At 72.1% G+C, this 21728-nt stretch carries 21 protein-coding genes; 11 read left to right on the top strand and 10 right to left on the bottom strand.

Annotation, left to right across the window (positions count from 1 at the left end):
• Positions 1-91: 91 nt before the first annotated feature.
• A complete protein-coding gene (locus tag ACIA3K_RS13960) occupies positions 92-355 on the top strand; it encodes a hypothetical protein (protein WP_396801227.1) in 264 nt (87 codons plus the stop codon).
• A gap of 138 nt (positions 356-493) precedes the next feature.
• Here the strand turns inward: ACIA3K_RS13960 and ACIA3K_RS13955 are convergent, their stop codons facing one another.
• On the bottom strand, positions 494-1648 hold the full coding sequence (locus tag ACIA3K_RS13955; protein WP_396801225.1) for a peptidoglycan recognition family protein: 1155 nt from the start codon (positions 1646-1648) through the stop codon (positions 494-496).
• 233 nt (positions 1649-1881) lie between these two features.
• Here ACIA3K_RS13955 and ACIA3K_RS13950 point away from each other — a divergent pair, with 233 nt between their 5' ends.
• Positions 1882-2523, top strand: coding sequence for a TetR/AcrR family transcriptional regulator (locus ACIA3K_RS13950; RefSeq protein ID WP_396801224.1), 642 nt, complete (start codon positions 1882-1884; stop codon positions 2521-2523).
• 18 nt (positions 2524-2541) lie between these two features.
• Here the strand turns inward: ACIA3K_RS13950 and ACIA3K_RS13945 are convergent, their stop codons facing one another.
• Positions 2542-3396, bottom strand: coding sequence for a zf-HC2 domain-containing protein (locus ACIA3K_RS13945; protein WP_396801223.1), 855 nt, complete (start codon positions 3394-3396; stop codon positions 2542-2544).
• Between the two features lie 72 nt (positions 3397-3468).
• Here ACIA3K_RS13945 and ACIA3K_RS13940 point away from each other — a divergent pair, with 72 nt between their 5' ends.
• From ACIA3K_RS13940 to ACIA3K_RS13905, 8 genes are all read left to right on the top strand, one after another.
• Positions 3469-4509 (top strand): TRM11 family SAM-dependent methyltransferase, encoded by a 1041-nt coding sequence (locus ACIA3K_RS13940; protein WP_396801222.1) that lies wholly within the window; start codon positions 3469-3471, stop codon positions 4507-4509.
• A 404-nt stretch (positions 4510-4913) separates the two neighbouring features.
• Positions 4914-5003 carry a K(+)-transporting ATPase subunit F gene (kdpF, locus tag ACIA3K_RS13935; protein WP_355049123.1) on the top strand — a complete coding sequence of 30 codons (90 nt, stop codon included), beginning with the start codon at positions 4914-4916 and terminating at the stop codon, positions 5001-5003.
• Complete coding sequence (kdpA, locus tag ACIA3K_RS13930) at positions 5003-6658, top strand: potassium-transporting ATPase subunit KdpA (RefSeq protein WP_396801221.1); 1656 nt, start codon at positions 5003-5005, stop codon at positions 6656-6658. Before kdpF ends, kdpA begins: the two co-directional genes overlap by 1 nt.
• 20 nt (positions 6659-6678) lie before the next feature.
• On the top strand, positions 6679-8874 hold the full coding sequence (gene kdpB, locus ACIA3K_RS13925) for a potassium-transporting ATPase subunit KdpB (RefSeq protein ID WP_396801219.1): 2196 nt from the start codon (positions 6679-6681) through the stop codon (positions 8872-8874).
• The gene (locus tag ACIA3K_RS13920) at positions 8874-9755 is read left to right on the top strand and encodes a potassium-transporting ATPase subunit C (RefSeq protein WP_396801218.1); all 882 of its coding nucleotides are present in this window, start codon (positions 8874-8876) and stop codon (positions 9753-9755) included. The genes kdpB and ACIA3K_RS13920 overlap by 1 nt, the downstream gene beginning before the upstream one ends.
• A gap of 72 nt (positions 9756-9827) precedes the next feature.
• A complete protein-coding gene (locus ACIA3K_RS13915) occupies positions 9828-12380 on the top strand; it encodes a DUF4118 domain-containing protein (protein WP_396801217.1) in 2553 nt (850 codons plus the stop codon).
• Positions 12377-13057, top strand: a complete 681-nt coding sequence (locus ACIA3K_RS13910; RefSeq protein WP_396801216.1) for a response regulator — start codon at positions 12377-12379, stop codon at positions 13055-13057. The genes ACIA3K_RS13915 and ACIA3K_RS13910 overlap by 4 nt, the downstream gene beginning before the upstream one ends.
• Positions 13058-13155: 98 nt before the next feature.
• Positions 13156-15165 (top strand): FAD-dependent oxidoreductase, encoded by a 2010-nt coding sequence (locus ACIA3K_RS13905; RefSeq protein WP_396801215.1) that lies wholly within the window; start codon positions 13156-13158, stop codon positions 15163-15165.
• Here ACIA3K_RS13905 and ACIA3K_RS13900 read toward each other — a convergent pair.
• From ACIA3K_RS13900 to ACIA3K_RS13885, 4 genes are all read right to left on the bottom strand, one after another.
• Positions 15126-15527 (bottom strand): SAV_915 family protein, encoded by a 402-nt coding sequence (locus tag ACIA3K_RS13900; protein WP_396801213.1) that lies wholly within the window; start codon positions 15525-15527, stop codon positions 15126-15128. The genes ACIA3K_RS13905 and ACIA3K_RS13900 overlap by 40 nt on opposite strands.
• Entirely contained in the window at positions 15524-16027 is a 504-nt protein-coding gene (locus ACIA3K_RS13895; RefSeq protein WP_396801212.1) for a universal stress protein, read from the bottom strand. Before ACIA3K_RS13895 ends, ACIA3K_RS13900 begins: the two co-directional genes overlap by 4 nt.
• On the bottom strand, positions 16024-16416 hold the full coding sequence (locus ACIA3K_RS13890) for a hypothetical protein (protein ID WP_396801210.1): 393 nt from the start codon (positions 16414-16416) through the stop codon (positions 16024-16026). Before ACIA3K_RS13890 ends, ACIA3K_RS13895 begins: the two co-directional genes overlap by 4 nt.
• Positions 16417-16520: 104 nt before the next feature.
• A complete protein-coding gene (locus ACIA3K_RS13885) occupies positions 16521-17480 on the bottom strand; it encodes an SDR family oxidoreductase (protein WP_396801208.1) in 960 nt (319 codons plus the stop codon).
• A 145-nt stretch (positions 17481-17625) separates the two neighbouring features.
• Between ACIA3K_RS13885 and ACIA3K_RS13880 the strand changes: the two genes are divergently transcribed.
• Positions 17626-18381, top strand: a complete 756-nt coding sequence (locus ACIA3K_RS13880; protein ID WP_396801207.1) for a dienelactone hydrolase family protein — start codon at positions 17626-17628, stop codon at positions 18379-18381.
• Positions 18382-18398: 17 nt separating this feature from the next.
• On the opposite strand, the gene ACIA3K_RS13875 is transcribed toward ACIA3K_RS13880, so the two are convergent.
• From ACIA3K_RS13875 to ACIA3K_RS13860, 4 genes are all read right to left on the bottom strand, one after another.
• On the bottom strand, positions 18399-18917 hold the full coding sequence (locus ACIA3K_RS13875) for a DUF421 domain-containing protein (RefSeq protein WP_396801205.1): 519 nt from the start codon (positions 18915-18917) through the stop codon (positions 18399-18401).
• A gap of 42 nt (positions 18918-18959) precedes the next feature.
• Positions 18960-20063, bottom strand: a complete 1104-nt coding sequence (locus tag ACIA3K_RS13870; protein WP_396801203.1) for an L-dopachrome tautomerase-related protein — start codon at positions 20061-20063, stop codon at positions 18960-18962.
• 128 nt (positions 20064-20191) lie between these two features.
• Positions 20192-21067 carry an SMP-30/gluconolactonase/LRE family protein gene (locus tag ACIA3K_RS13865; protein WP_396801201.1) on the bottom strand — a complete coding sequence of 292 codons (876 nt, stop codon included), beginning with the start codon at positions 21065-21067 and terminating at the stop codon, positions 20192-20194.
• Between the two features lie 109 nt (positions 21068-21176).
• Positions 21177-21656 carry a winged helix-turn-helix transcriptional regulator gene (locus ACIA3K_RS13860; RefSeq protein ID WP_396801199.1) on the bottom strand — a complete coding sequence of 160 codons (480 nt, stop codon included), beginning with the start codon at positions 21654-21656 and terminating at the stop codon, positions 21177-21179.
• Positions 21657-21728 lie beyond the last annotated feature (72 nt).

The raw sequence follows: 21728 nt of genomic DNA, 5'->3' as shown, positions 1-21728 counted from the left end.
TAGTTGCGCAGCCCTTCCGGATGGGTGAGGGTAAACGTGACGGTCCGAGAAGCGATCGGGTGGTGGCGCGGTGTGGCGAGAGATGGGCGCGATGGACCAGGCGACCGAGTTGGCGTGGTTGCGGGAGCGGGTCGGGGGACTGGAGACGGCGTTGCACCGCGCCCGGCGGGAGCTGTTCGACCTGCGGTGTCGGCTGACGTTGATCGGCCGGGTGGTGCAGGACGTCGACCGGGTGCAGCGCGCGCCGGGAGTTGCGGTCGGTGCGATCAACGCGGCGCTCTACTCCGAGACGTCAAACCTGCGGCACCTCGGCCGACACGTGGTCCGCCGTCGCCGGCAGCTGGTGATCACCTGATGCTCACCAGCTGCCGGGAACGCCCGCCGAACTGGTGAGCATCAAGTGATCATTGCCCGGAAGGTGCGCACGCCCCACCGCCTCCGCCGGGCGTCGGGGGAGACGGAGTCGAGACGGAGACGGTGGGGCGCGGGTCTCCTAGCGAGGATGCTTCGGCGGCGTCGGGAACTGCCGCAGCAGCACCGCCACCTCCTGGCGCAGGGCCCCGAGGTAGGGGTGGAAGGCGTCGCCGGGGCACTCGGTCGGATCGGCCCCGATGGTGGCCCAGTCGCGGTGGCCGGAGATGACGTCGACCTTGCCACTCGCTCCGCTGACCGGGTTGACGTAGTCGGTCCGGCCGGCGGGGGCGAGCCGACCCGCGGCGGCGAGACCCGCCAGGACGAACACCAACGACCGGTGCGCGGCGGCGCTGGGTTGGCGGGACGTGAACCGGCCCAGCAGGCAGATGCCGATGTTGCCGGCGTTGTAGCCGCCGACGTGCGCCGCGTTGACCATGAGCGGCCGGCCGTCGCCGCCGAGGCCCGGCCCGTACACCGGGAGGGGTCCCGGGTCGGAGTAGCGGCCCTCGTAGATCCGCCCTGCCTCGTCGATCAGCAGGTGGTAGCCGATGTCGCCGAACTCCTGCAGGACGCACTGGTCGTAGTAGATGGCTCGGACCGTCGCGTCCGGGTCCGGGTCCTCGTTGTGCTCGTACACGCCGCTGTGGTGGACGGTCAGCGTCTGCACCGGAAAGAACTCGGCCGGCCACAGTTCGCTGCCGTCGTCGGCGAGGCGCAGTGACTCGTCCGCGCCCCACCGGGATCGGGGCAGGTACGTCGGCAGCCGGCCACCTCGCGGAACCGGAAGGCTGTTCGTTCGCGGGTTGGCGATCGTCCTCCGGGGGCCGTCGACCATGTTCAGCTCGGCGACGGTGGCGTCGGAGCCGTCGGCGGTCTGCACCTCGTACGCGGTGGCGCCGTTGGCGACGACGACGTTCGAGCGGACCGCTGACCGGCCGCCGTCCCGGCCGTTCTGGCACGCGTTCAGCTCCTGCCAGTCGCTCCACCCCTTGCCGGTGCGCAGGCGTACCGCCGCTGAGGGGCCGTCGTGCCGGATGGACAGGTGGGTCAGCGGGATGGCCGGCGAGGTCACCACCGTCCTGCTCATCAGGCGACCGCGCCGGGCGGCCAGCGGAGATGTCACTTCGGCGGAGGTGGCCGGTGCTGCCGTCGCGGAGCCGGCGAACGTGCCGGCGGCCGACAGGCCCACCGCCGCGCCGGCCGCGCCGGTGAGGACTCGACGTCGAGAAACCACAGTGGTGCTCCCTTGCGTGGTGCGCCAGGCGTCAGCCGGCATGCCAGCCGTCGGCCCGGGCCGTGGTGCCCTGGCGAGTCCTGCCGACACATCGCCAGGATGGGGCACTACAGAGGCTAAAACGGCACTCTGGACTTTTGGTTTATTGCCACTGAAGAGCCGCACGAACTCGTTACCTAGCGTGATCATGGCGAGGGCATGGCTGGCCGGGCGCTGCCGCTAGGGTCGGGCAGATGAGTGTCGAGACCGCTCCCCGCCGCCGCCGGTTGGAGCCGGACGCCCGGCGCGGCCAGATCCTGGCCTGCGCGGTCCGCCTGTTCGGCGAGCAGCCGTACGCCGACGTGTCGACCACCGACGTGGCCCGGGAGGCGGGCGTCGCCCGAGGGCTGGTCAACCACTACTTCGGCACCAAGAAGGACCTCTACCTGGAGGTCGTCCGGGTCATGGTGACCATTCCGGAGGTCGCCCTCGAACGACTGCCCAAGGGTGATCTGCGGACCCGGGTCGACGCCAGCGTCTCGTGGTTCCTCGACGTGGTGTCCCGGCACAGCACCTCGTGGCTCGCGGCGGTCACCGCCCGGGGGATGGGCGGCGACGCCGACGTGGAGCGGGTGCTCGCCGAGGCCGAGGAGGTCGCCGCGGACCGGATGCTGGTCGCCGTCGGGCTGGCCGACGAGGCCGAGGACCACGAGGAACTGCGGGGGATGGTCCGGGCGTACTGCGGGCTGGCGACGTCCACCGCCCGGGAGTGGCTCCAGCGTGACGCGCTCACCCGCGCCCAGGTGCACCTGCTGCTCACCACCACGCTGCTGGCCATCGTCGAACAGGTCATACCGCAGGTCATCGCCGCCGAGCAGCCGATGCGCGAGGTCTAGCGCGTACCGCTCCTGGAATCAGGCCGCCCGGCGGTCGGTCCGCGCCGCCGGGGCGGCGTGCCGGTCGGCGGCCTGCGCGGGGTACGCCCCCGCGTTGACCACCCGCAGCGGCCGTTCGCCCTCGTCGGTGCCGAAGCGCCAGCGCGACGGCGTCGGCTGCCGCTGCGGGGCGGGCCCGCCGGGACGCAGCCCGGGGCGGGAGAGCAGCACGGTGATCAGGTAACCGACCACCAGGAAGCCGTGGCTGACCAGCCGCTCCCCGCTCACCGAGCCGGTGGCCAGGTCGTTGACCGAGAGCAGCAGCAGGGTGCCGACGAACGCGCTGAGCATCGGCAGCAGCCCCGCCGGTGGGCTGCGGCGTACCGCCACGAAGAGGAAGCCGGCCCCGACCGCCACGTTCCAGGCGGCCGACTCGTGCCACAGGTGCTGGCCCGAGGCGTGCAGGTGCTCCGCGGTCGCCCCCTTGCCCACCTGGGCGAGGCCGAGCACCAGTTGGACCGCGCCGAGCAGCCCGAGCGCCGCGCGCAGCCCGACGACCAGGGTGCCGTGTCCGGGCAGGTGGGGCCGCCACCGCGACCGGCGGGCCGCCGGCGCGTCGTCCACCCCGGCGGTAGCAGCGCCCGCCCCGGCGGTGGCAGCGCCCGCCCCGGCGGTGGCAGCGCCGCCGATGGCGGCCATGATCGCGTCGGTCCGGTCGGGGACATCGGTGACCAATCGGGTACGAACGCGGCGCGTCACCGCCACCGCCGTCGCGAACCAGGCCCGGCACTTGGCGCACTCGTCCAGGTGCCCCTGCGCCGCCGCGCGTTCGTCGGCGGTCTCCTCCCCGTCCAGCTGCGCGGACAGGATCTCCCGCCACTGCTCACACCCCATGTGTGGGTAGTCGGTCCGTGCGCCGCTCCGGTTCCCGGCAGTCGTCACCCGCTGTGAAATACTCGCCCGATCATGACGCGCTACGGCCTGCTGATCCTGCCCGCCACCAACCGGGTGTACGCCCGATCCGCCATCGACCTCACCCGGGCCGAGCTGGAGATCTTCGGCCGGTCGGCGCTCGACGGCCGGATCGGCGAGCTGGACACCGAGGTGGTCGGCGGCGCGACGTACGTCACGTTCGCGGCTGACGGGCTGACCGAGCGGGACCTGGCCGTCCTGGGCAACCTCTCCGCCGGGTACGCCCTTTTCGAGATCGTCGGTGACCTGCTGCGCCCGGTCGAGTGGAGCCGGCTGGACCGGTACGACGACGACCTGCTCACCATCCAGAAGTACGTGGGTAAGACCAACGAGCAGTTCACCAAGCTGCTGCTCAACGTCACCCTGCTCGCGTCGGACTGGGCCGGCGAGCTGACCGACCGCCGGTTCCGGGTGCTCGACCCGCTCTGTGGTCGGGGCACCACCCTCAACCAGGCGCTGATGTACGGCTTCGACGCGGCCGGGATCGAGCGCGACCAGAAGGACGTCGAGGCGTACCGGGCGTTCGTCACCACCTGGCTCAAGCAGAAGCGCGTGAAGCACCGGGTGTTGGAGTCGGGGCCGGTGCGGCGCGAGCGCAAGGTGGTCGGCCGGCGGGTACGCATCGAACTGGCCCCGACCCGCGAGGACCACAAGGCAGGCAACACGCAGTTGCTGGACGTGGTCAACGCCGACACCACCCGCGCGGGTGAGTTCTTCCGGCCGGAGACCGTCGACGTGGTGGTCGCGGACGCCCCGTACGGCGTACAGCACGGCAGTCGTACCGCCGACCAGGGCTTGTCGCGCGACCCGCTGGCGCTGCTCGCGGAGGCCGCGCCGGTCTGGGCGCGGGTGCTGCGGCCCGGCGGCGCGCTCGGCATCTCGTGGAACACCCACGTCGCGAGCCGGGACGACGCGGCGGCGGCGTTGGTCGACGCCGGCCTGACCGTGGTCGACGACGAGCCCTACCGCGCGCTGCGGCACCGGGTGGACCAGTCGATCATGCGCGACGTGCTGGTGGCCCGCCGCCCGGCCTGACCGCCCCCCGCCCCCCGGGTCGCCCCCCGACCACCCCTTCGGCCCCTTTGCTCTGCTTCAACCGACGCAACAGCGTCGGTGCCTCGCTGTCGCCTCCGGTGAAGCAGAGCAAAGGACGCGCAACTGCCCCCGGCCTCCCCGGCGCCCGCGCTGCTGTGCCGTGTTTCACCTGACCAGGTGCCGGTGTGAAAACCGCGTCAAGAAATGGTTCGGCACCGTCATGGTCGCGTTATGACCCGTGCCGTGTGACGTGCACGTGGGCTTTGCTTGCCCCGCGCGACCGGAAGGCGGTCGTGACGAACCTTTCCGGTAAGAGGAGTCAGCGTGTCTGACGTGGTGTTCGTGGTCCTCACGGTGGCGCTGTTCGCAGTGCTCGCCCTTGTGGTCCGGGCGGTGGAGAAGCTGTGAACGCGGCAAACGCGGTCGGTCTGGTGCTCGCGATAGTCCTGGGCGCGTTCCTGGTGTTCGCCCTGCTGTTCCCGGAGCGCTTCTGATGACCATGACAACAGCGGGCGTCATCTTCGTGCTGACGCTGGTGGCGGCGCTCGTCGCCGTCTACAAGCCGTTCGGCGACTACATGTTCCGGGCCGTCTCCGGGACGAAGCAGTCGCGCGTCGAGCGGGGGATCTACCGTCTGGTCGGGGTCAACCCGGCCGCCGAGCAGACCTGGGGCGTGTACGCCCGCAGCGTGCTCGCGTTCTCGGCCGTCTCGATCCTGTTCCTGTACCTGTTCCAGCGGGTGCAGAACCACCTGTGGCTGTCGCTGGGCTTCGACCCGGTGGCGCCGCACGGCGCGTGGAACACGGCGGTGTCGTTCGTGACCAACACGAACTGGCAGTCGTACTCGGGTGAGTCGACCATGGGCCACCTCGTGCAGATGGCCGGCCTGGCCGTGCAGAACTTCGTCTCGGCGGCGGTCGGCATCGCGGTGGCGGTCGCGCTGGTCCGTGGCTTCGCCCGCAGCCGCACCGGGCAGCTCGGCAACTTCTGGGTCGACCTGACCCGGATCACGCTGCGGATCCTGGTGCCGATCGCGGTCCTCGGGGCCGTCGTGCTGATGATCGGCGGGGTGGTGCAGAACCTGTCCGCCGGCACCGACGTGAGCACGCTGACCGGCGGGAGCCAGACGATCACCGGTGGCCCGGTCGCCAGCCAGGAAGTGATCAAGGAGCTGGGCACCAACGGTGGCGGCTTCTACAACGTCAACAGCGCCCACCCGTTCGAGAACCCCACCACGTGGACGAACTGGCTCCAGATCTTCCTGATCTTCCTGATCCCGTTCAGCCTGCCCCGGGTGTTCGGCCGGATGGTCGGGCAGAACCGGCAGGGCTACGCCATCGCCGCGGTGATGGGCATCCTCGCGTTCCTCAGCATCGCCATCACCAACGTCTTCGAGCTGGCCGGCCACGGCACGGTCCCGCAGGCGGTCGGCGCGGCCCTGGAGGGCAAGGAGGTGCGGTTCGACGTCTCCAACTCGGCCACCTTCGCCGCCGCCACCACGCTCACCTCGACCGGCGCGGTGAACTCGTTCCACGACTCGTTCACCTCGCTCGGCGGCATGATGACGATGGTCAACATGATGCTCGGCGAGGTCGCGCCCGGCGGCACCGGCTCGGGCCTGTACGGCCTGCTGATCCTCGCGGTGATCACCGTCTTCGTGGCCGGTCTGATGGTCGGTCGCACCCCCGAGTACCTGGGCAAGAAGATCGGGTCGCGGGAGATCAAGTTCGCCTCGCTCTACTTCCTGATCACGCCGATCCTGGTGCTTGTCGGCACGGCTGCGGCGTTCGCGACCGGAAACAACTCCACGGCGCTCAACGTCGGGCCGCACGGCCTCTCCGAGGTGCTGTACGCCTTCACTTCGGCCAGCAACAACAACGGCTCCGCCTTCGGCGGCATCACGGTCAACACCACCTGGTGGGACACCGCGCTCGCGTTGTGCATGCTGCTGGGCCGCTTCCTGCCGCTGATCTTCGTGCTCGCGCTGGCCGGCTCGTTGGCCCGCCAGGCACCCACCCCCGCGTCCGAGGGCACCCTGCCGACCCACAAACCGCTGTTCATCGGGATGGTCGTCGGCGTCACGGTGGTCCTCGTCGCGCTGACCTTCCTGCCCGCGCTCGCGCTCGGCCCGCTGGCAGAAGGGCTCTGACCATCATGAGGAACGAGGACATGTCCGTCACGTCCGCCCCGACAGAGCAGCTTCCCGGCAGCCCGGCGACACAGGGCAACCGGATCGGCGGGGGCCTGCTCGACCCCAAGCAGCTCGTCCGGTCCCTGCCGGACGCCGTACGCAAGCTCAACCCGGCCACCCTGTGGCGCAACCCGGTGATGCTGATCGTGGAGGTCGGCGCGGCCTTCACCACCGTCCTGGCGGTGACCGACCCGTCGGTGTTCGCCTGGGCGATCACCGCCTGGCTGTGGCTGACCGTGGTCTTCGCCAACCTGGCCGAGGCGGTCGCCGAGGGCCGGGGCAAGGCCCAGGCCGCGACCCTGCGGCAGGCGAAGAAGGACACCATCGCCACCCGGCTGGTCGACTGGAAGCCCGGCGCTCGGGCCAACACCTACCGCGACGAGGCGGTGCCCGCGCCGGAGCTGCGCCAGGGCGACGTCGTCCTGGTCGAGGCCGGCGGGATCATCCCGGGCGACGGCGACATCGTCGAGGGCATCGCCAGCGTCGACGAGTCGGCCATCACCGGTGAGTCGGCCCCGGTCATCCGCGAGTCCGGCGGCGACCGTAGCGCGGTCACCGGCGGCACCAAGGTGCTCTCCGACCGGATCATCGTGAAGATCACCCAGAAGCCGGGGGAGAGCTTCATCGACCGGATGATCGCCCTGGTCGAGGGTGCCAACCGGCAGAAGACGCCGAACGAGATCGCGCTGAACATCCTGCTCGCCGCGCTCACGGTCATCTTCCTGCTGGCCGTGGTCACCCTCCAACCGCTGGCGATCTTCTCCAAGGCGTACCAGGCCGCCGCGCCGGACAGCGGGGCGATCACCGGGTCCGGTGTGACCGGGGTCGTGCTGGTCTCGCTGCTGGTCTGCCTGATCCCCACCACCATCGGCGCGCTGTTGTCGGCCATCGGCATCGCCGGCATGGACCGCCTCGTCCAGCGCAACGTGCTGGCCATGAGCGGCCGGGCCGTCGAGGCGGCCGGCGACGTCAACACCCTGCTGCTGGACAAGACCGGCACCATCACCCTGGGCAACCGGCAGGCCGCCGAGTTCGTCCCGGTCGAGGGGGTCGACGCCGCGACCGTGGCCGACGCCGCCCAGCTCTCCAGCCTGGCCGACGAGACCCCGGAGGGGCGCTCGGTGGTCGTGTTGGCGAAGAACGAGTTCGGGCTCCGCGAACGCGAACCCGGCGTCATGCCACACGCCACCTTCGTACCGTTCACCGCGCAGACCCGGATGAGCGGCGTCGACCTCACCCCGGACGCCAGCGTGGACGGCGGCGCGTCGGGCACCGCCCGCCGGGTCCGCAAGGGCGCCGCCGCAGCCGTCATGAAGTGGGTACGCGAGAACGGCGGTCATCCGACCGAGCAGGTCGGTGAGATCGTGGACGCGATCAGCGGCACCGGCGGCACCCCGCTCGTCGTCGCCGAGCACGTCGACGGTCAACCCGCCCGCGCGCTCGGTGTCATCCACCTCAAGGACGTGGTCAAGTCCGGCATGCGCGAGCGGTTCGACGAGATGCGTCGGATGGGCATCCGGACCGTGATGATCACCGGCGACAACCCGCGTACCGCGAAGGCCATCGCCGAGGAGGCCGGGGTGGACGACTTCCTGGCCGAGGCGACGCCGGAGGACAAGCTCGCGCTGATCAAGCGGGAGCAGGAGGGCGGCCGGCTGGTCGCGATGACCGGTGACGGCACCAACGACGCGCCGGCGCTCGCCCAGGCCGACGTCGGGGTGGCGATGAACACCGGCACGTCGGCCGCCAAGGAGGCCGGCAACATGGTCGACCTCGACTCCGACCCGACCAAGTTGATCGAGATCGTGGAGATCGGCAAGCAGTTGCTGATCACCCGCGGTGCGCTGACCACGTTCAGCATCTCGAACGACATCGCGAAGTACTTCGCGATCATCCCGGCCATGTTCGCCGGCCTCTACCCGAGCCTGGACGCCCTGAACATCATGCGGCTGGCCAGCCCGGAGTCGGCGATCCTGTCCGCCGTCATCTTCAACGCCCTGGTGATCATCGCGCTGATCCCGCTCGCCCTGCGCGGCGTGCGGTACCGGCCGGCCGCCGCGTCGAAGCTGCTCAGCCGCAACCTGCTGGTGTACGGCCTGGGCGGCATCATCGTGCCGTTCATCGGGATCAAGCTCATCGACCTGCTCATCCAGTTCGTCCCGGGGATTTCGTGATGCGTCTACCCACCTGGATCGCCCAACACCTCGCCGCCCTGCGCGCCCTGCTCGTCTTCACGGTGCTGCTCGGCCTGGTCTACCCGCTGGCCCTGGTCGCGCTCGGTCAGCTACCCGGCCTCCACCACAAGGCCGACGGCTCGCTGGTCACCGTGGGCGGCAGCACCGTCGGCAGCTCGCTGATCGGCCAGTCCTTCACCGACGCGGACGGCAACCCCGTCGCCCGCTACTTCCAGTCCCGCCCGTCGGCCGCCGGCGACGGGTACGACCCGACGTCGACCTCGGCCAGCAACCTCGGCCCGGAGAGCGTCGTCGACACCATCGCCACCGACCCGGAGGACTCCAGCGAGAGCCTGCTCACCCAGGTCTGCGCACGCAGCAAGGCGGTCGGGGAGCTGGACGGCGTCGACGGGCGACGCCCGTTCTGCACCGACGACGGGGTGGGCGCCGTGCTCGCCGTCTTCCGTGCCGACGGCCTGACCGGCCCGGTCACCCGGGTGGTCAGTGTCAACCAGGTCGCTCCGGCGACGCCGTTCGTCTCCTCGTACCAGGGGGTCACCGTGGAGCTGGCCAAGCCGGGTGAGGACTACGTGGCGGCCGGCGGGGTGGTCACCCCGATCCGGGGCGACGCGCCCGCCAAGCCGGCGGTGCCCGCCGACGCGGTCACCGCCAGCGCCAGCGGTCTCGACCCGCAGATCAGCCCGGCGTACGCCGAGTTGCAGGTCAACCGGGTCGCGCGGGAGCGCGGCGCGGACCCGGCGGCGGTCCGCGAGCTCATCAAGGAGCACACCGACGGGCGGGGGCTCGGGTTCATGGGTGAGCCCGGCGTCAACGTGTTGGAACTCAACCTCGCCCTCGACAAGCGCTTCGCGGCGCGCTGAGCACATCGCGGGCGGGGCCGTGCCGACCGGGCGCGGCCCCGCCCGCCACCTTGACCAGGGAGGATGGTTCCCGTGCCACGCGGAGAACTACGCATCTACCTCGGGGCCGCTCCCGGCGTCGGCAAGACGTACGCGATGTTGGAGGAGGCCCAGCGGCGTGCCGCGCGCGGCACCGACGTGGTGATCGGCTTCGTGGAGACGCACGGCCGGCAGCACACCGCCGCGATGATCGGCGACCTGGAGCAGGTGCCCCGTCGGACGATGACCTACCGGGACGTCGAGTTCACCGAGATGGACGTGGACGCGGTGCTGGCCCGCCGGCCGGAGATCGCGGTCGTCGACGAGTTGGCCCACAGCAACGTGCCCGGCTCCCGGCACGACAAGCGCTGGCAGGACGTCCAGGAACTGCTGGACGCGGGGATCGACGTGCTGTCCACGGTCAACGTGCAGCACCTGGAATCGGTCAACGACGTCGTCGCGCAGATCACCGGCACCACTCAACGGGAGACCGTGCCGGACGAGATCGTCCGCGCCGCCGAGCAGGTCGAGCTTGTCGACATGACCCCGGAGGCGCTGCGTCGGCGGATGGCACACGGCAACATTTACCGTCCCGACAAGATCGACGCCGCGCTGGGCAACTACTTCCGGGTCGGCAACCTCACCGCGCTGCGCGAACTGGCGCTGCTCTGGCTGGCCGACAAGGTCGACGAGCAGCTCGACAGGTACCGCAGCCAGCAGGGCATCGCCGCCACCTGGGAGGCCCGCGAGCGCGTCGTGGTGGCGCTGACCGGCGGCCCGGAGGGCGAGACGCTGATCCGCCGGGCCGCCCGGGTCGCGGCCCGCAGCAAGGGCGCCGACCTGCTCGCCGTGCACGTGGCCCGCAGCGACGGCCTGGCCGGCGCCGACCCGGCCCAGCTCGCCCGCCAACGGGTGCTCGTCGAGAGCCTGGGCGGCACGTACCACCAGGTGCTCGGCAGCGACGTGCCGGCCGCGCTGCTCGACTTCGCCCAGGGCGTGAACGCCACCCAACTGGTGCTCGGGGCCAGCCGGCGGGGCCGCCTCGCACAGATCTTCGCCCGGGGCGTCGGGGTGACCACCACCGCGCTGTCCGGCTCGATCGACGTACACCTGGTCACCCACAAGCAGGCCGGCAAGGGCCGCCGGGCGGCAGCGGTGCCGGCGGCGCTGTCGCGACGTCGTCGGCTGCTCGGCTTCGGCCTCGCGGTGCTCGGCATGCCGCTGCTCACCCTGCTGCTGAAGACGCTGCCCGACCTGACCCTGACCAACGACATCCTGCTGTTCCTCGCCGGGGTGGTCGGGGTCGCGCTGGTCGGCGGGGTGTGGCCGGCGCTGGTCGCCGCGCTCGGCGGGTCGCTGCTGCTCAACTGGTTCTTCACCCCGCCGTTCCGGACGCTCACCATCGCCGAGGCCGACAACCTGCTCGCGCTCGCCGTCTTCGTCGGGGTTGCCCTCGCGGTGAGCTGGATCGTCGACGTGGCCGCCCGGCGGACCCGCGAGGCCGCGCGCGCCGCCGCCGACGCGCAGACCCTCGCCGCCGTCGCCGGTGGGGTGCTGCGCGGCGAACGCCCGCTGGCCGCCCTGCTCGACCAGCTCCGCGAGACGTTCGGGCTGCGCGCGGTGAGCCTGCTGGAGCTGGCCGAGGAGGCGAGCGGCCGCCCCGAGCGGGCCCGCGAGGAACACGCCTGGTGCGTCGTCGCCAGCGTCGGTGAGCAGCCGGCCTGCACGCCGGACGACGGCGAGACGGCGGTACCCGTCGACGAGCGGATCACCGTCGTGCTGAGCGGCCGGCGGTTGCAGGCGGCCGACCGGCGGATCGTCGAGGCGTTCGCCGCCCAGGCCGCCGTCGCGCTCCGCCAGGAACGGCTCGCCGAGGAGGCCGCCACCGCCCGGCCCCTCGCCGAGGCCGACCGGATGCGTACCGCGCTGCTCGCGGCGGTCAGCCACGACCTGCGTACGCCCCTGGCGTCGGCGAAGGCCGCGGTGACCAGCCTGCGCAGCCACGACATCGAGTTCGACGAGGCCGACCGCGAGGAGTTGCTGGAGACCGCCGAGGAGTCGCTCGACCGCCTCGCCCGGCTGGTCGCGAACCTGCTCGACATGAGCCGCCTCCAGGCCGGCGCCCTGGGCATCACGTCGACGACCATCGGCCTGGAGGACGCCGTACCCCTGGCCCTGGACGAACTTGGCCCGGCGGCCGCGACCGTCGCCACGGACATCCCGGCCGACCTGCCGGCGGCCACCGCCGACCCGGGCCTGCTGGAACGGGTGCTGGTAAACGTCATCGCCAACGCGCTGCGCTACAGCCCGCCCGACCAGCCGCCCACGATCACCGCCAGCGCGCACGCCGGCCAGGTCGAGCTGCGGATCATCGATCGAGGGCCCGGCATTCCGGAGGACAAGTGGGAGCACGTCTTCCTGCCGTTCCAGCGCCTCGGTGACCGGGACAACCAGACCGGTGTCGGCCTCGGGCTCGCCCTGTCCCGGGGACTGGCCGAGGCGATGGGTGGCACCATCACCCCCGAGACCACGCCCGGCGGGGGCCTCACCATGGTGCTGCGGTTGCCCGCCGCCGCCCAGAGCAGCCCGGAGGAGCCGCAGGAATGACGCGCATCCTGGTCGTCGACGACGAACCGCAGATCCTGCGGGCCCTGCGGATCAACCTGCGCGCCCGCCGGTACGACGTGGACGTCGCCGCCACCGGGACCGCCGCGTTGAAGGCCGCCGCCAGTCACCCGCCCGACCTGGTGGTCCTCGATCTCGGCCTGCCCGACATCGACGGCGTGGAGGTGATCCGGGGTCTGCGCGGCTGGACGGCCGTGCCGATCATCGTGCTCTCCGGGCGGGCCGGCAGCGAGGACAAGGTCGCGGCGCTGGACGCGGGGGCGGACGACTACGTCACCAAGCCGTTCGGGGTGGAGGAGCTGCTGGCCCGCATCCGCGCGGTGACCCGGCGGCTCGGCGCGCCCAGCGAGGCCGTGCCGGCGCTGCGGATCGGCCGGCACACCGTCGACCTGGCCGACCATCGCGTGTGGCGCGACGACGACACCGAGGTCAAGCTGACCCCCACGCAGTGGAGCGTGCTGGAGAAGCTGCTGCGCCACCCCGGCAAGCTGGTCAGCCAACGCCAGCTCCTGCAGGAGGTGTGGGGGCCGGAGTACCAGAACGAGACCAATTACCTGCGGCAGTACCTGGCCCAGCTCCGGCGCAAGTTGGAGGACGATCCGGCCCGTCCCCGCCACCTCATCACCGAGCCGGGCATGGGCTACCGCTACCGCCCCTGACCGTTGACACCCGCGCGCGGAGATTGAAGAATTTCGCTAGCAGCGGCAGCGGCGTGCTTCTGTAACCGTCCCCTCCGGTTACCCCCTGGGAGTTCGCCGTGTCCCTGCCCCTGTCCCGTCGCCGGCTGTTGACCGCCGGTGGCGCCGGCCTCGTCCTGGCCGGCCTGGCCGACCCGTTCCGCGCCAGCCCCGCCCGAGCTGCCGTCACCACCGCCGACCTGGTCGTCTACGGCGCCACGTCCGGCGGGCTGGCCGCCGCGATCACCATGCGCCGACTCGGCCGCACCGCCGTGGTGGTCGAGCCCACGAGCCACGTCGGCGGGCTGAGCACCGCCGGACTCGGGGCCACCGACACCGGCGTCCAGGCGTCCATCGGCGGGCTGGCCGCCGAGTTCTACCGCCGGGTGTACGTCAAGTACCACGGCGGGACGCTCACGCCGACGTCCCCGCTGCGGATGACCTTCGAACCGCACGTCGCCACCGAGATCTTCGCCGAGATGCTGGCCGAGGCGGGCGTCCCGGTGGTCGTCGGGGCCCGACTGTCCAGCCTCGGCCGCGCCGGCAACCGGATCACCGAGCTGCGCACCGAGGACGGCTCGGTCTACGTGGGTGGCGTGTTCGTCGACGCCACCTACGAGGGTGACCTGCTCGCCATGGCCGGCGTGAGCTTCACCGTCGGGCGGGAGTCCAACGACACGTACGGCGAGACGATCAACGGGGTGCAGTCCCGCAACACCCACCAGTTCGTCTACCCCGTCGATCCGTACGTGACGGCCGGCTCGCCGGCCAGCGGTCTGCTGCCGGGCATCTCCGCCGCCCCGCTCGCCCCGCAGGGCAGCGGCGACGACCGGATCCAGGCGTACTGCTTCCGGATGTGCCTCACCCAGGCCGCGAACCGTATCCCGTTCGCCAGGCCGTCCGGCTACGACCCGATCCGGTACGAGCTGCTGCTGCGCCACATCCAGGCCGGCTACACCGGGCCGTACTTCACTACCCACTCGATCGGCGGCGGCAAGACCGACTCCAACAACAACGGCGCGGTCTCCACCGACGACATCGGCTTCAACTACGCGTACCCGACCGCGAGCTGGGCCGCCCGGGAGAGCATCATCGCCGAGCACCGCACGTACCAGCAGGGGCTGATGTGGTTCCTGGCCAACGACCCCCGGCTGCCGGCGACCGTGCGCGACTCGACCGCCCGCTGGGGGCTGCCCGTCGACGAGTTCACCGGCACGGGTGGCTGGCCGCCGCTGCTCTACATCCGCGAGGCCCGCCGGATGGTCTCCGCGTACGTGATGACCGAGGCCGACTGCCGGGGGCGGACGCGCGCCACCGACTCGGTGGGCCTGGCCAGCTACACGATGGACTCGCACAACTGTCAGCGGGTGGTGGTCGACGGCCGGGTCCGTAACGAGGGGGACGTGCAGATCAGCGTCCCGCAGCCGTACCCGGTGAGCTACCGCGCGATCGTCCCGCACCAGAACCAGTGCGCCAACCTGCTCGTGCCCGTCTGCCTGTCGTCCAGTCACATCGCGTACGGATCGATCCGGATGGAGCCGGTGTTCATGATCCTCGGGCAGGCGGCCGCCACCGCGGCGTCGCTGGCGCTCACCGGCGACCTCGCCGTGCAGGCCGTCTCCGTACCCGCCCTCCAGGCCCGGCTGCGCCAGGACGGCGCGGTGCTCGACTGGGGAACGCCCGGCGAGGTGATCGTGGACAACGCCTCGACCAGCGGGATCACCCGGTCCGGGACGTGGCTGCGCAGCACCAGCATCGGCGGCTACTACGGCGCGGACTACGAGCACGACGGCAACACCGCCAAGGGCGTCAACCGGCTACGGTTCCGCCCGACGCTGCCCACCGCCGGCTCGTGGACCGTGCACCTGCGCTGGACCGCCGACCCGAACCGGGCGACGAACGTGCCGGTGGACATCGCGTACTCCGGTGGGGTGACCACCCGGACCGTCGACCAGCGGCAGTCCGGCGGCCAGTGGGTGTCGCTCGGCACCTACCCGTTCGCCGCGGGCAGCGACGGGAGCGTGCTGATCCGTACGGAGGACACCGACGGCTACGTGATCGCCGACGCGGTGCGCTTCGTACCGGCCTGAACGGGCGCGGTCGGCGTGGCCCGGTTGCCGACCGGCGCTGCCAGGGGGCCGACGCTCTCCTCGAGCGGCGGCGCCACCAGCAGTGGGTCGACCTGGATCCGGTCGATGCCGAGCGGGCGCAGCATGCCGCGCAGCGCCGACTCGCACAGCACCTCCCAGGGCTGGTCCGCGCCCATCGCGGTGACCAGCAGGTCCGGTCGGGTGAAGGCGATGCCCACCCGCTCGCCCTGCGGTGTGCGGCCGGTCCGCACCGTACCCACCAGCCGTCCCGGCAGCTCACGCACCGGAACGGCGTAGGTTATCGGGCCGTCGTCCATGGTCGGGGTGGTCCTCTCCGGTCGTGCCGGACCGTTGGCGGTCATCGGCTGAGTTGTTCGAGGTCGCGGGTGAACTGGCGGATCGTCGCGGCCCGCGCCCACGCGGGGGCCGGCACCGCGACGACCGGCACGACGGCACGCCGTACGCAGTACCGGGTCACGTGCCCGCGCGACCGGCCGAACCGGCCACGGCCGGGGCTGCCGACGACGAGCAGGTCGGATTCCCGGTCCGCGTGGTCGACGAGAACCTGCCCGGCGTACCCCTGTGTGGTCACCAGCCGAACCGGAATGTCCCGGGGTACGCCGCCCATCGTGGCGTCGAAGACGCCGCGCAGGTAGACCAGGGCGGCGCGGTCGCACTCGTCCTGCCAGCGCCACGTCAGCGTGCCGGGCCGCCAGGTCGGCGCGAAGACCCACGCGCGTACGGCGTCCACCTGCGCGCCCTCGCGGCGGGCGAGCTGCATCGCGCGGCGCAGCGCCTGCATGCCGGCGAACGAACGGTCGACGCCGACGACGATCCGGTGGGCAGCGGCGGGGCGGCTCATGCGGCGGACACCGCCCACGCCGGAACGTCACCGCGGGGCTCGGCCGGCCCGGACAGGTCGAGCGCGCGGAGGATGTAGTTGGCCTCGACCACCTCCACCCCGGCACGCAGACGCAGGTCGGCCACGGCCCGGTGCAGCATGGTCACGCTCGGCGCGGAGAGCCGCACCACGGCGTCGACGTCGGCGGCGATCCACCACGCGTCGACGGCGCACGGCTCGTGCCGCAGGTACTCGACCAGGTGGCTGCCGGGCGCGGCCGGGCCGAGTCGAACGCTGACCAGCGCCTCGTGTCGGCGTTCCGGCCCGCCCGCGCCGGAAGTCGGCTCGATCGGGTCGCTGTCGGGCGGTAGGTTTCCGCGTTCCCAGCGTGTCATCCGCCAAGGACTCATGGACCCATCGTTCCCGCCCGACGGCGGCGAGGAGCCCGCCGATACGCCCTTTCGACGGGCCTGCGCCGATTCTTGACGCGCCGTTCACACGGGCATGTTCCCGCTCAGTACTCGACGCCGACCAGCCGCTCCGAGACGGTCCAGAGCCGGGCCGCGTCGTCGGCGCGGCGGGCCGCACGGTAGACGGTCAACTCGGTTGGCGCGCCGGTGAACTGCCCCAGACCGTCCGGCCCGTAGAACCGGCCGCCCTGCGCCCGCTCGCTGGTGGCCGCGTAGAGGGCGGGCCGCAGGCCGGCGTCCACCGACTGCACCAGGACGCCCCAACGGGCCAGCCGGCTCATCAGGGCATGGTGCGGCGAGGGCCGGCTGCGGCCCAGGTTGGGCCCGGACGCGTACAGGTTGGTCATCGTGGTGCCGGGGTGCGCCACGTTGCTGGTGACGCCCCAACCGCCGGCCCGACTGCGCCGGTCGAACTCCAGCCCGAAGTGCAGCGTGGCCAGCTTGGAGGCGTTGTACGCGCGGACCGCCCCGTACCGCCGGGTGCTCTGCAGGTCGTCCCAGTCCAGCCTGCCGGAGCGGGCGGCGCTGCTCGACATGGTGGTGACCCGGGCCCGTCCGGCCCGCAGCAGCGGCAGCAACCGTCCGGTCAGCGCGAAGTGGCCGAGGTGGTTGGTGCCGAACTGCAGCTCGAAGCCGTCGGCGGTGGTGTGTCGGGTGGGGGGCGTCATCACACCGGCGTTGTTGATCAGGAGGTGGATCGGTCGCCCCTCGCCGAGCAGTGTGGCGGCCAGTGCGGCCACCGAGTCCAGCGAGGCGAGGTCCAGATGCCGGGTCGACACGGTGGCGCCCGGCGCGGCGGCCCGGACGGCGTCCAGCGCGGCGTCACCCTTGGCCGGGTTGCGCACCGGCAGCACCACCTCCGCTCCGGCACGGGCCAGCCGCTTGGCCAGGGCGAGCCCCAGCCCGTCACTGCCGCCGGTCACCACGGCGAGCTTCCCGGTCAGGTCCCCAACGGTCTCATCGAGCACGACAACCTCCACGTCGCGGCGTCCTTCATCGGTCACCGACAACACTGGGCCGGTTCGCGCCCGGTATTCAGGGTGACCTCGTCCAGGGATCGCCGATCCCTGGCTCGCCCACCCGCGTCGGGCACCCAGGCAGGGCGAGTAACGTTCCGCACGGACCAAGATCGGCGTACGAGGAGGCTCGATGCAGACGACGACGGTGGACATCCCGACCAGCGACGGAACGGCGGACGCGAGCCTGACCCGGCCCGACGGTGAGGGCCCGTTCCCGGCCGTGCTCCTCTTCATGGACGCCTTCGGCCCCCGGCCCCGACTGGTGGAGATGGCCGAGCGGATCGCCGAGCGCGGTTACCTGGTGCTCACGCCCCACCTGTTCTACCGGGCCGGCCGGGCGCCGCTGTTCGACCTGTCCCGGCTCGGTGAGGCCGACCAGCGAGGGGCCCTCTTCGAGAAGATCGTCCCGCTGATCGGGGCGCTGACGCCCGACGTGATCAGCCGGGACAGCGCCGCGTACCTGGACTTCCTGGCCGCTCGCGACGACGTCCGGCCGGGCCCGGTCGTGATCACCGGTTACTGCATGGGCGGCACGAACGCGCTGCGGGCCATGGAGGCGCACCCGGACCGCATCGCGGCCGTCGCCAGCTTCCACGCCGGGCGGGTCGTCACCGACGCGCCGGACAGCCCGCACCTGGGCGTCGGCTCGATCACCGGCGAGCTGTACTTCGGGCACGCCGACGCGGACCAGTCCATGACGCCCGAGCAGATCGCCACCCTGGAGAAGGCGCTCGACGCCGCCGGGGTGCGCTACCGCTCCGAGGTGTACGAGGGCGCGCACCACGGCTTCACGATGGCCGACACCCCGATGTACCACGAGCAGGGCACCGAGCGGCACTGGGCGGCCCTGTTCGACCTGCTGGACCGTACCCTGCCGGTGCGCTGACGCGGGCGGCGCGCAGGTCAGCCGAGGCCGCCCTGCGCGTCACGCGGCCGGCCGGGCGTACGCGTGGTGACGCTGAACCGCCCGTCGGCCTCCATCCGCACCTCGCGGACCTGGTCGAGATCGACGACACCCTGCTCGCGCAGCAGGGTGTGCAACTCCTCGTCGGTGATCAGCTCCCGGCGCATGTTCTCCCGTACGATCCGCCCGTTCCGTACCAGCACCAGCGAGCCGGGCCGGATCAGCCGGGCGGCGGCCGGCCAGCGGTACGCGACGGCGTTCAACAGGTACGACCAGCCGATGATCACCCCGACCAGCAGCACCCCGTCGGTCACCGAGCGGTAGCCGCCGGACATGCCGTTCTGGGCGGCGTCGGCGAGCAGCACGATGACCAGCAGGTCGGTGACGCCGGTGGTGCCGCTCTCCCGCTTGAGGATGACCCGCAGGAGGATGAACAGCGCGAGGTACATGACGCTGCCCCGAACCACGATCTCCACCAACGGGGTGTCCGGGACGAACAGCTCATGCCAGTCGGCCACCCGACGGGCTACCCGCCGCCCGCGCGGCCATGCCTGCCCCGGTCAGGGGCGCAGCAGCACCGGGCCGGCGTCGATCCTCACCCGGAACAGCGCGTACGGCTTGCGTCGCAGGTCCCGGCCCCGCTGGTACTGCGGCTGCCGGTGCAGCTGGTTCGCGGTCACGTAGAGGTGCCCGTCGACGGCCACCGACATGGTGTCGGGCCACAGCAGGCGCGGGTCGTGTACGAAGGTCTCGTACTCGCCGTCCGGCAGCCGCCGCAGCACGGCGTTGTGTTCGTACGAGGTGAAGTAGAGCCGCCCCTTGTCGTCGGACTCCAAGCCGTCCGACCCGGTGCCCTTGTCCCCCTCGTCGACGACGGTCGCCGCGACCGCCTCCTGCGTCACCGACGGGTCGGCCAACGCCTCGGCCGAGACGCTGTGCAGGTGCCGGGACAGCAGCGGGGAGTAGTACAGCCGCTCGCCGTCGGCCGAGATGGCGATGCCGTCGGAGCCCATCGCCAGCGGCTTCGGCGGGCCGTCCGGCGGGCGGTTCATGAGCGGACGACCCTCGACGAAGGGGCGGAAGGCCGATACCGGGTCCGCCTTCGTGGACGGGTGATCGTGCAGTCGCCGCCAGGAGGCCCCGCTGGCCAGGTCCACCACGATGATCCCGTTCGGCCCGGAGTCCGTCGAGTCGGTGATGTACGCGACCCCGGCCTCGCCCCGACGCAGGTCGAAGCGGACGTCGTTGAGGTACGTCGTCGGCGGCGCCACGTCCTGCGGAAAGGTGATCACCTGGGCCACGGTGTCGCTGTCCAGGTCGATCCGCACCAGCTTTGGCCCACCCGGCTTGGTGGGCTGGAACTTCGGGCTGCCGGTGTCCACCACCCAGAGCCGGTCCGCCGGGTCCACCACGATGCTCTGCACCGACACGAACGCGCCCGCGTCGTCGATGCCGGACGGGCTGTTCCACGCCTGGTCGGGGAAGGGCACCTCCCGGCCGTCGCGCAGTTCGACCACGCCGGCCGGCGGGTCGTCACCCCACTGCGGGAAGTTGACGAAGATCCGCCCCTGGTGCGAGACGCTCACCCCGGTCGGCATCGGGCCGGTGAAGGTGTGCACCAGTTCCAACTCGCCAACCGGCTCGTCGCCGACCGGCCCGTTCATGACGAACGCTCCACGGTGCTCATCGTTCGGCTCCCTGTCGGTCGACCCGCTGCCGCTTCCGGCGTGGCTATTCCCGCCCCGGCGTCCGATATGCCTCTACCGTGTCGCGCGGCGGGGACGGCCTCGGGTCAGACCGGCTGGGCGGGGGAGATGGGCAGGCCGGGAACACCGACGTCGACCGCGAGCAGCGCGCCGTCCGCCGGGCCGGCCGCCGTGAGGCCGACCGAGGCGGTGCCGATGAAGAGACGCCGCAGGTCGGTGCCGCCCAGGCAGATGCCGGCCGGCTGGGTCGCCGGTAGCCGGACCTCCCGGTCCAGGCTGCCGTCCGGCCGGTAGCGGCGGACGGCGGAGCCGCCCCACAGCGCGACCCAGAGGTGGTCCGCCGCGTCGAGGGTCATCCCGTCTGGGCTGCCCTCGTCCGGGGACAGCCGCACGAACGGCGTCCGCCCGTGCAGGTCGCCGGTGGCCGGGTCGACGGTGAACCGGTCGATCTCGCCACGCGGCGTGTCCGCGAGGTACATGGTGGTGCCGGCGGCGTCGAACGCCGGCCCGTTCGGGATGGACATGCCGGTCACGGCGGACACCGGCGCGGCGCCCGGGGTCAGCCGGAACAGCGTGCCGCCGCCGGGCGTCTGCGCGTACGTCATGCTGCCGGCCCAGAAGCGGCCGTGCGGGTCGGCGACCGCATCGTTCATGCGGGTGGGCTCGGGCGCGTCGGCAACCAGTTCGGCGACCGGCCGGGGAGCGCCGGCAGCGGGCAGAACGGCGACGCCGGTGCCGGCGGCGGCGAGCCACTCGCCGGGCCGGTCGGCAACCGGGGCGACCGCGCCGAGCGGAACGTCGAGCCGGCGCAGCTCCTTCAGCGGGGCGGGCCGGTCACCGTCGGTCTCCAGCAGACGCCCGGCCAGCAGGTCGACCAGGACCAGCCGGTCGTCGACCCAGCGCAACCCCTCGCCCAGCTCCAACCGCTCCGCGTTCCAGACGGTCGGTTCGGTCAGCTCCATCTCGTTCCTCCTGCGGTCTCCCGGCGGTGGCAGGGGTCCGTGCCGTTGCGCGGACCGTACCGCGCCCGCCACTCGCCGCGGTGCCGCAGGTGACTGCCCGGTCGGGCAGTCACGGTCGGCGGATCAGGCCCGGCCCCGCGGTGATGTCGATCTCGCCGTCCTCGACGTCGTGTCCGGCGGCGCAGCGGAGCACCGCGCGGACCGGCTCGCCGCAGTCGTGGTGGGTGGCGCGGATGCCGGGGCCGGCCTCGTCGGCGCTCCAGGTGTCGCCCCAGTTCCGCAGCGCGGTGATGACGGGCAGCAGGTCGTGGCCCTTGCGGGTGAGTTGGTACTCGTGGCGGGTGCGCTGGCCCGGCTCCCGGTAGGGGATCCGTTCGAGGAGGCCGGCGGCGACCATCTCCTTGAGTCGGGCCGCCATGGCGGGCTCGCCGACTCCGACGCGGCGGACGAAGTCGTCGAACCGCCGGGTGCCGAGCAGAGCCTCACGCATGATCAGGATGGTCGAGCGGCTGCCCACGATGTCCATCGCTCGTGCGACGGAGCAGTTCTCCATCGACCAGGATTCGCGGTCGTCCCGTAGGTCCTCCATGTGGTCCAGCTTACCTGGCTTGCGTTGAAGCTAGCCAGGCAGATCATCGGGCGGTACCCTGGCTTAGCTATG

Origin of the sequence: Micromonospora sp. NPDC051543, from assembly GCF_044454415.1 — a bacterium.
In the GTDB taxonomy this organism is placed as follows: domain Bacteria; phylum Actinomycetota; class Actinomycetes; order Mycobacteriales; family Micromonosporaceae; genus Micromonospora.
The sequence above is the reverse complement of the archived record's forward strand: the minus strand, read 5'-3'. Positions and strand labels throughout refer to the sequence as shown.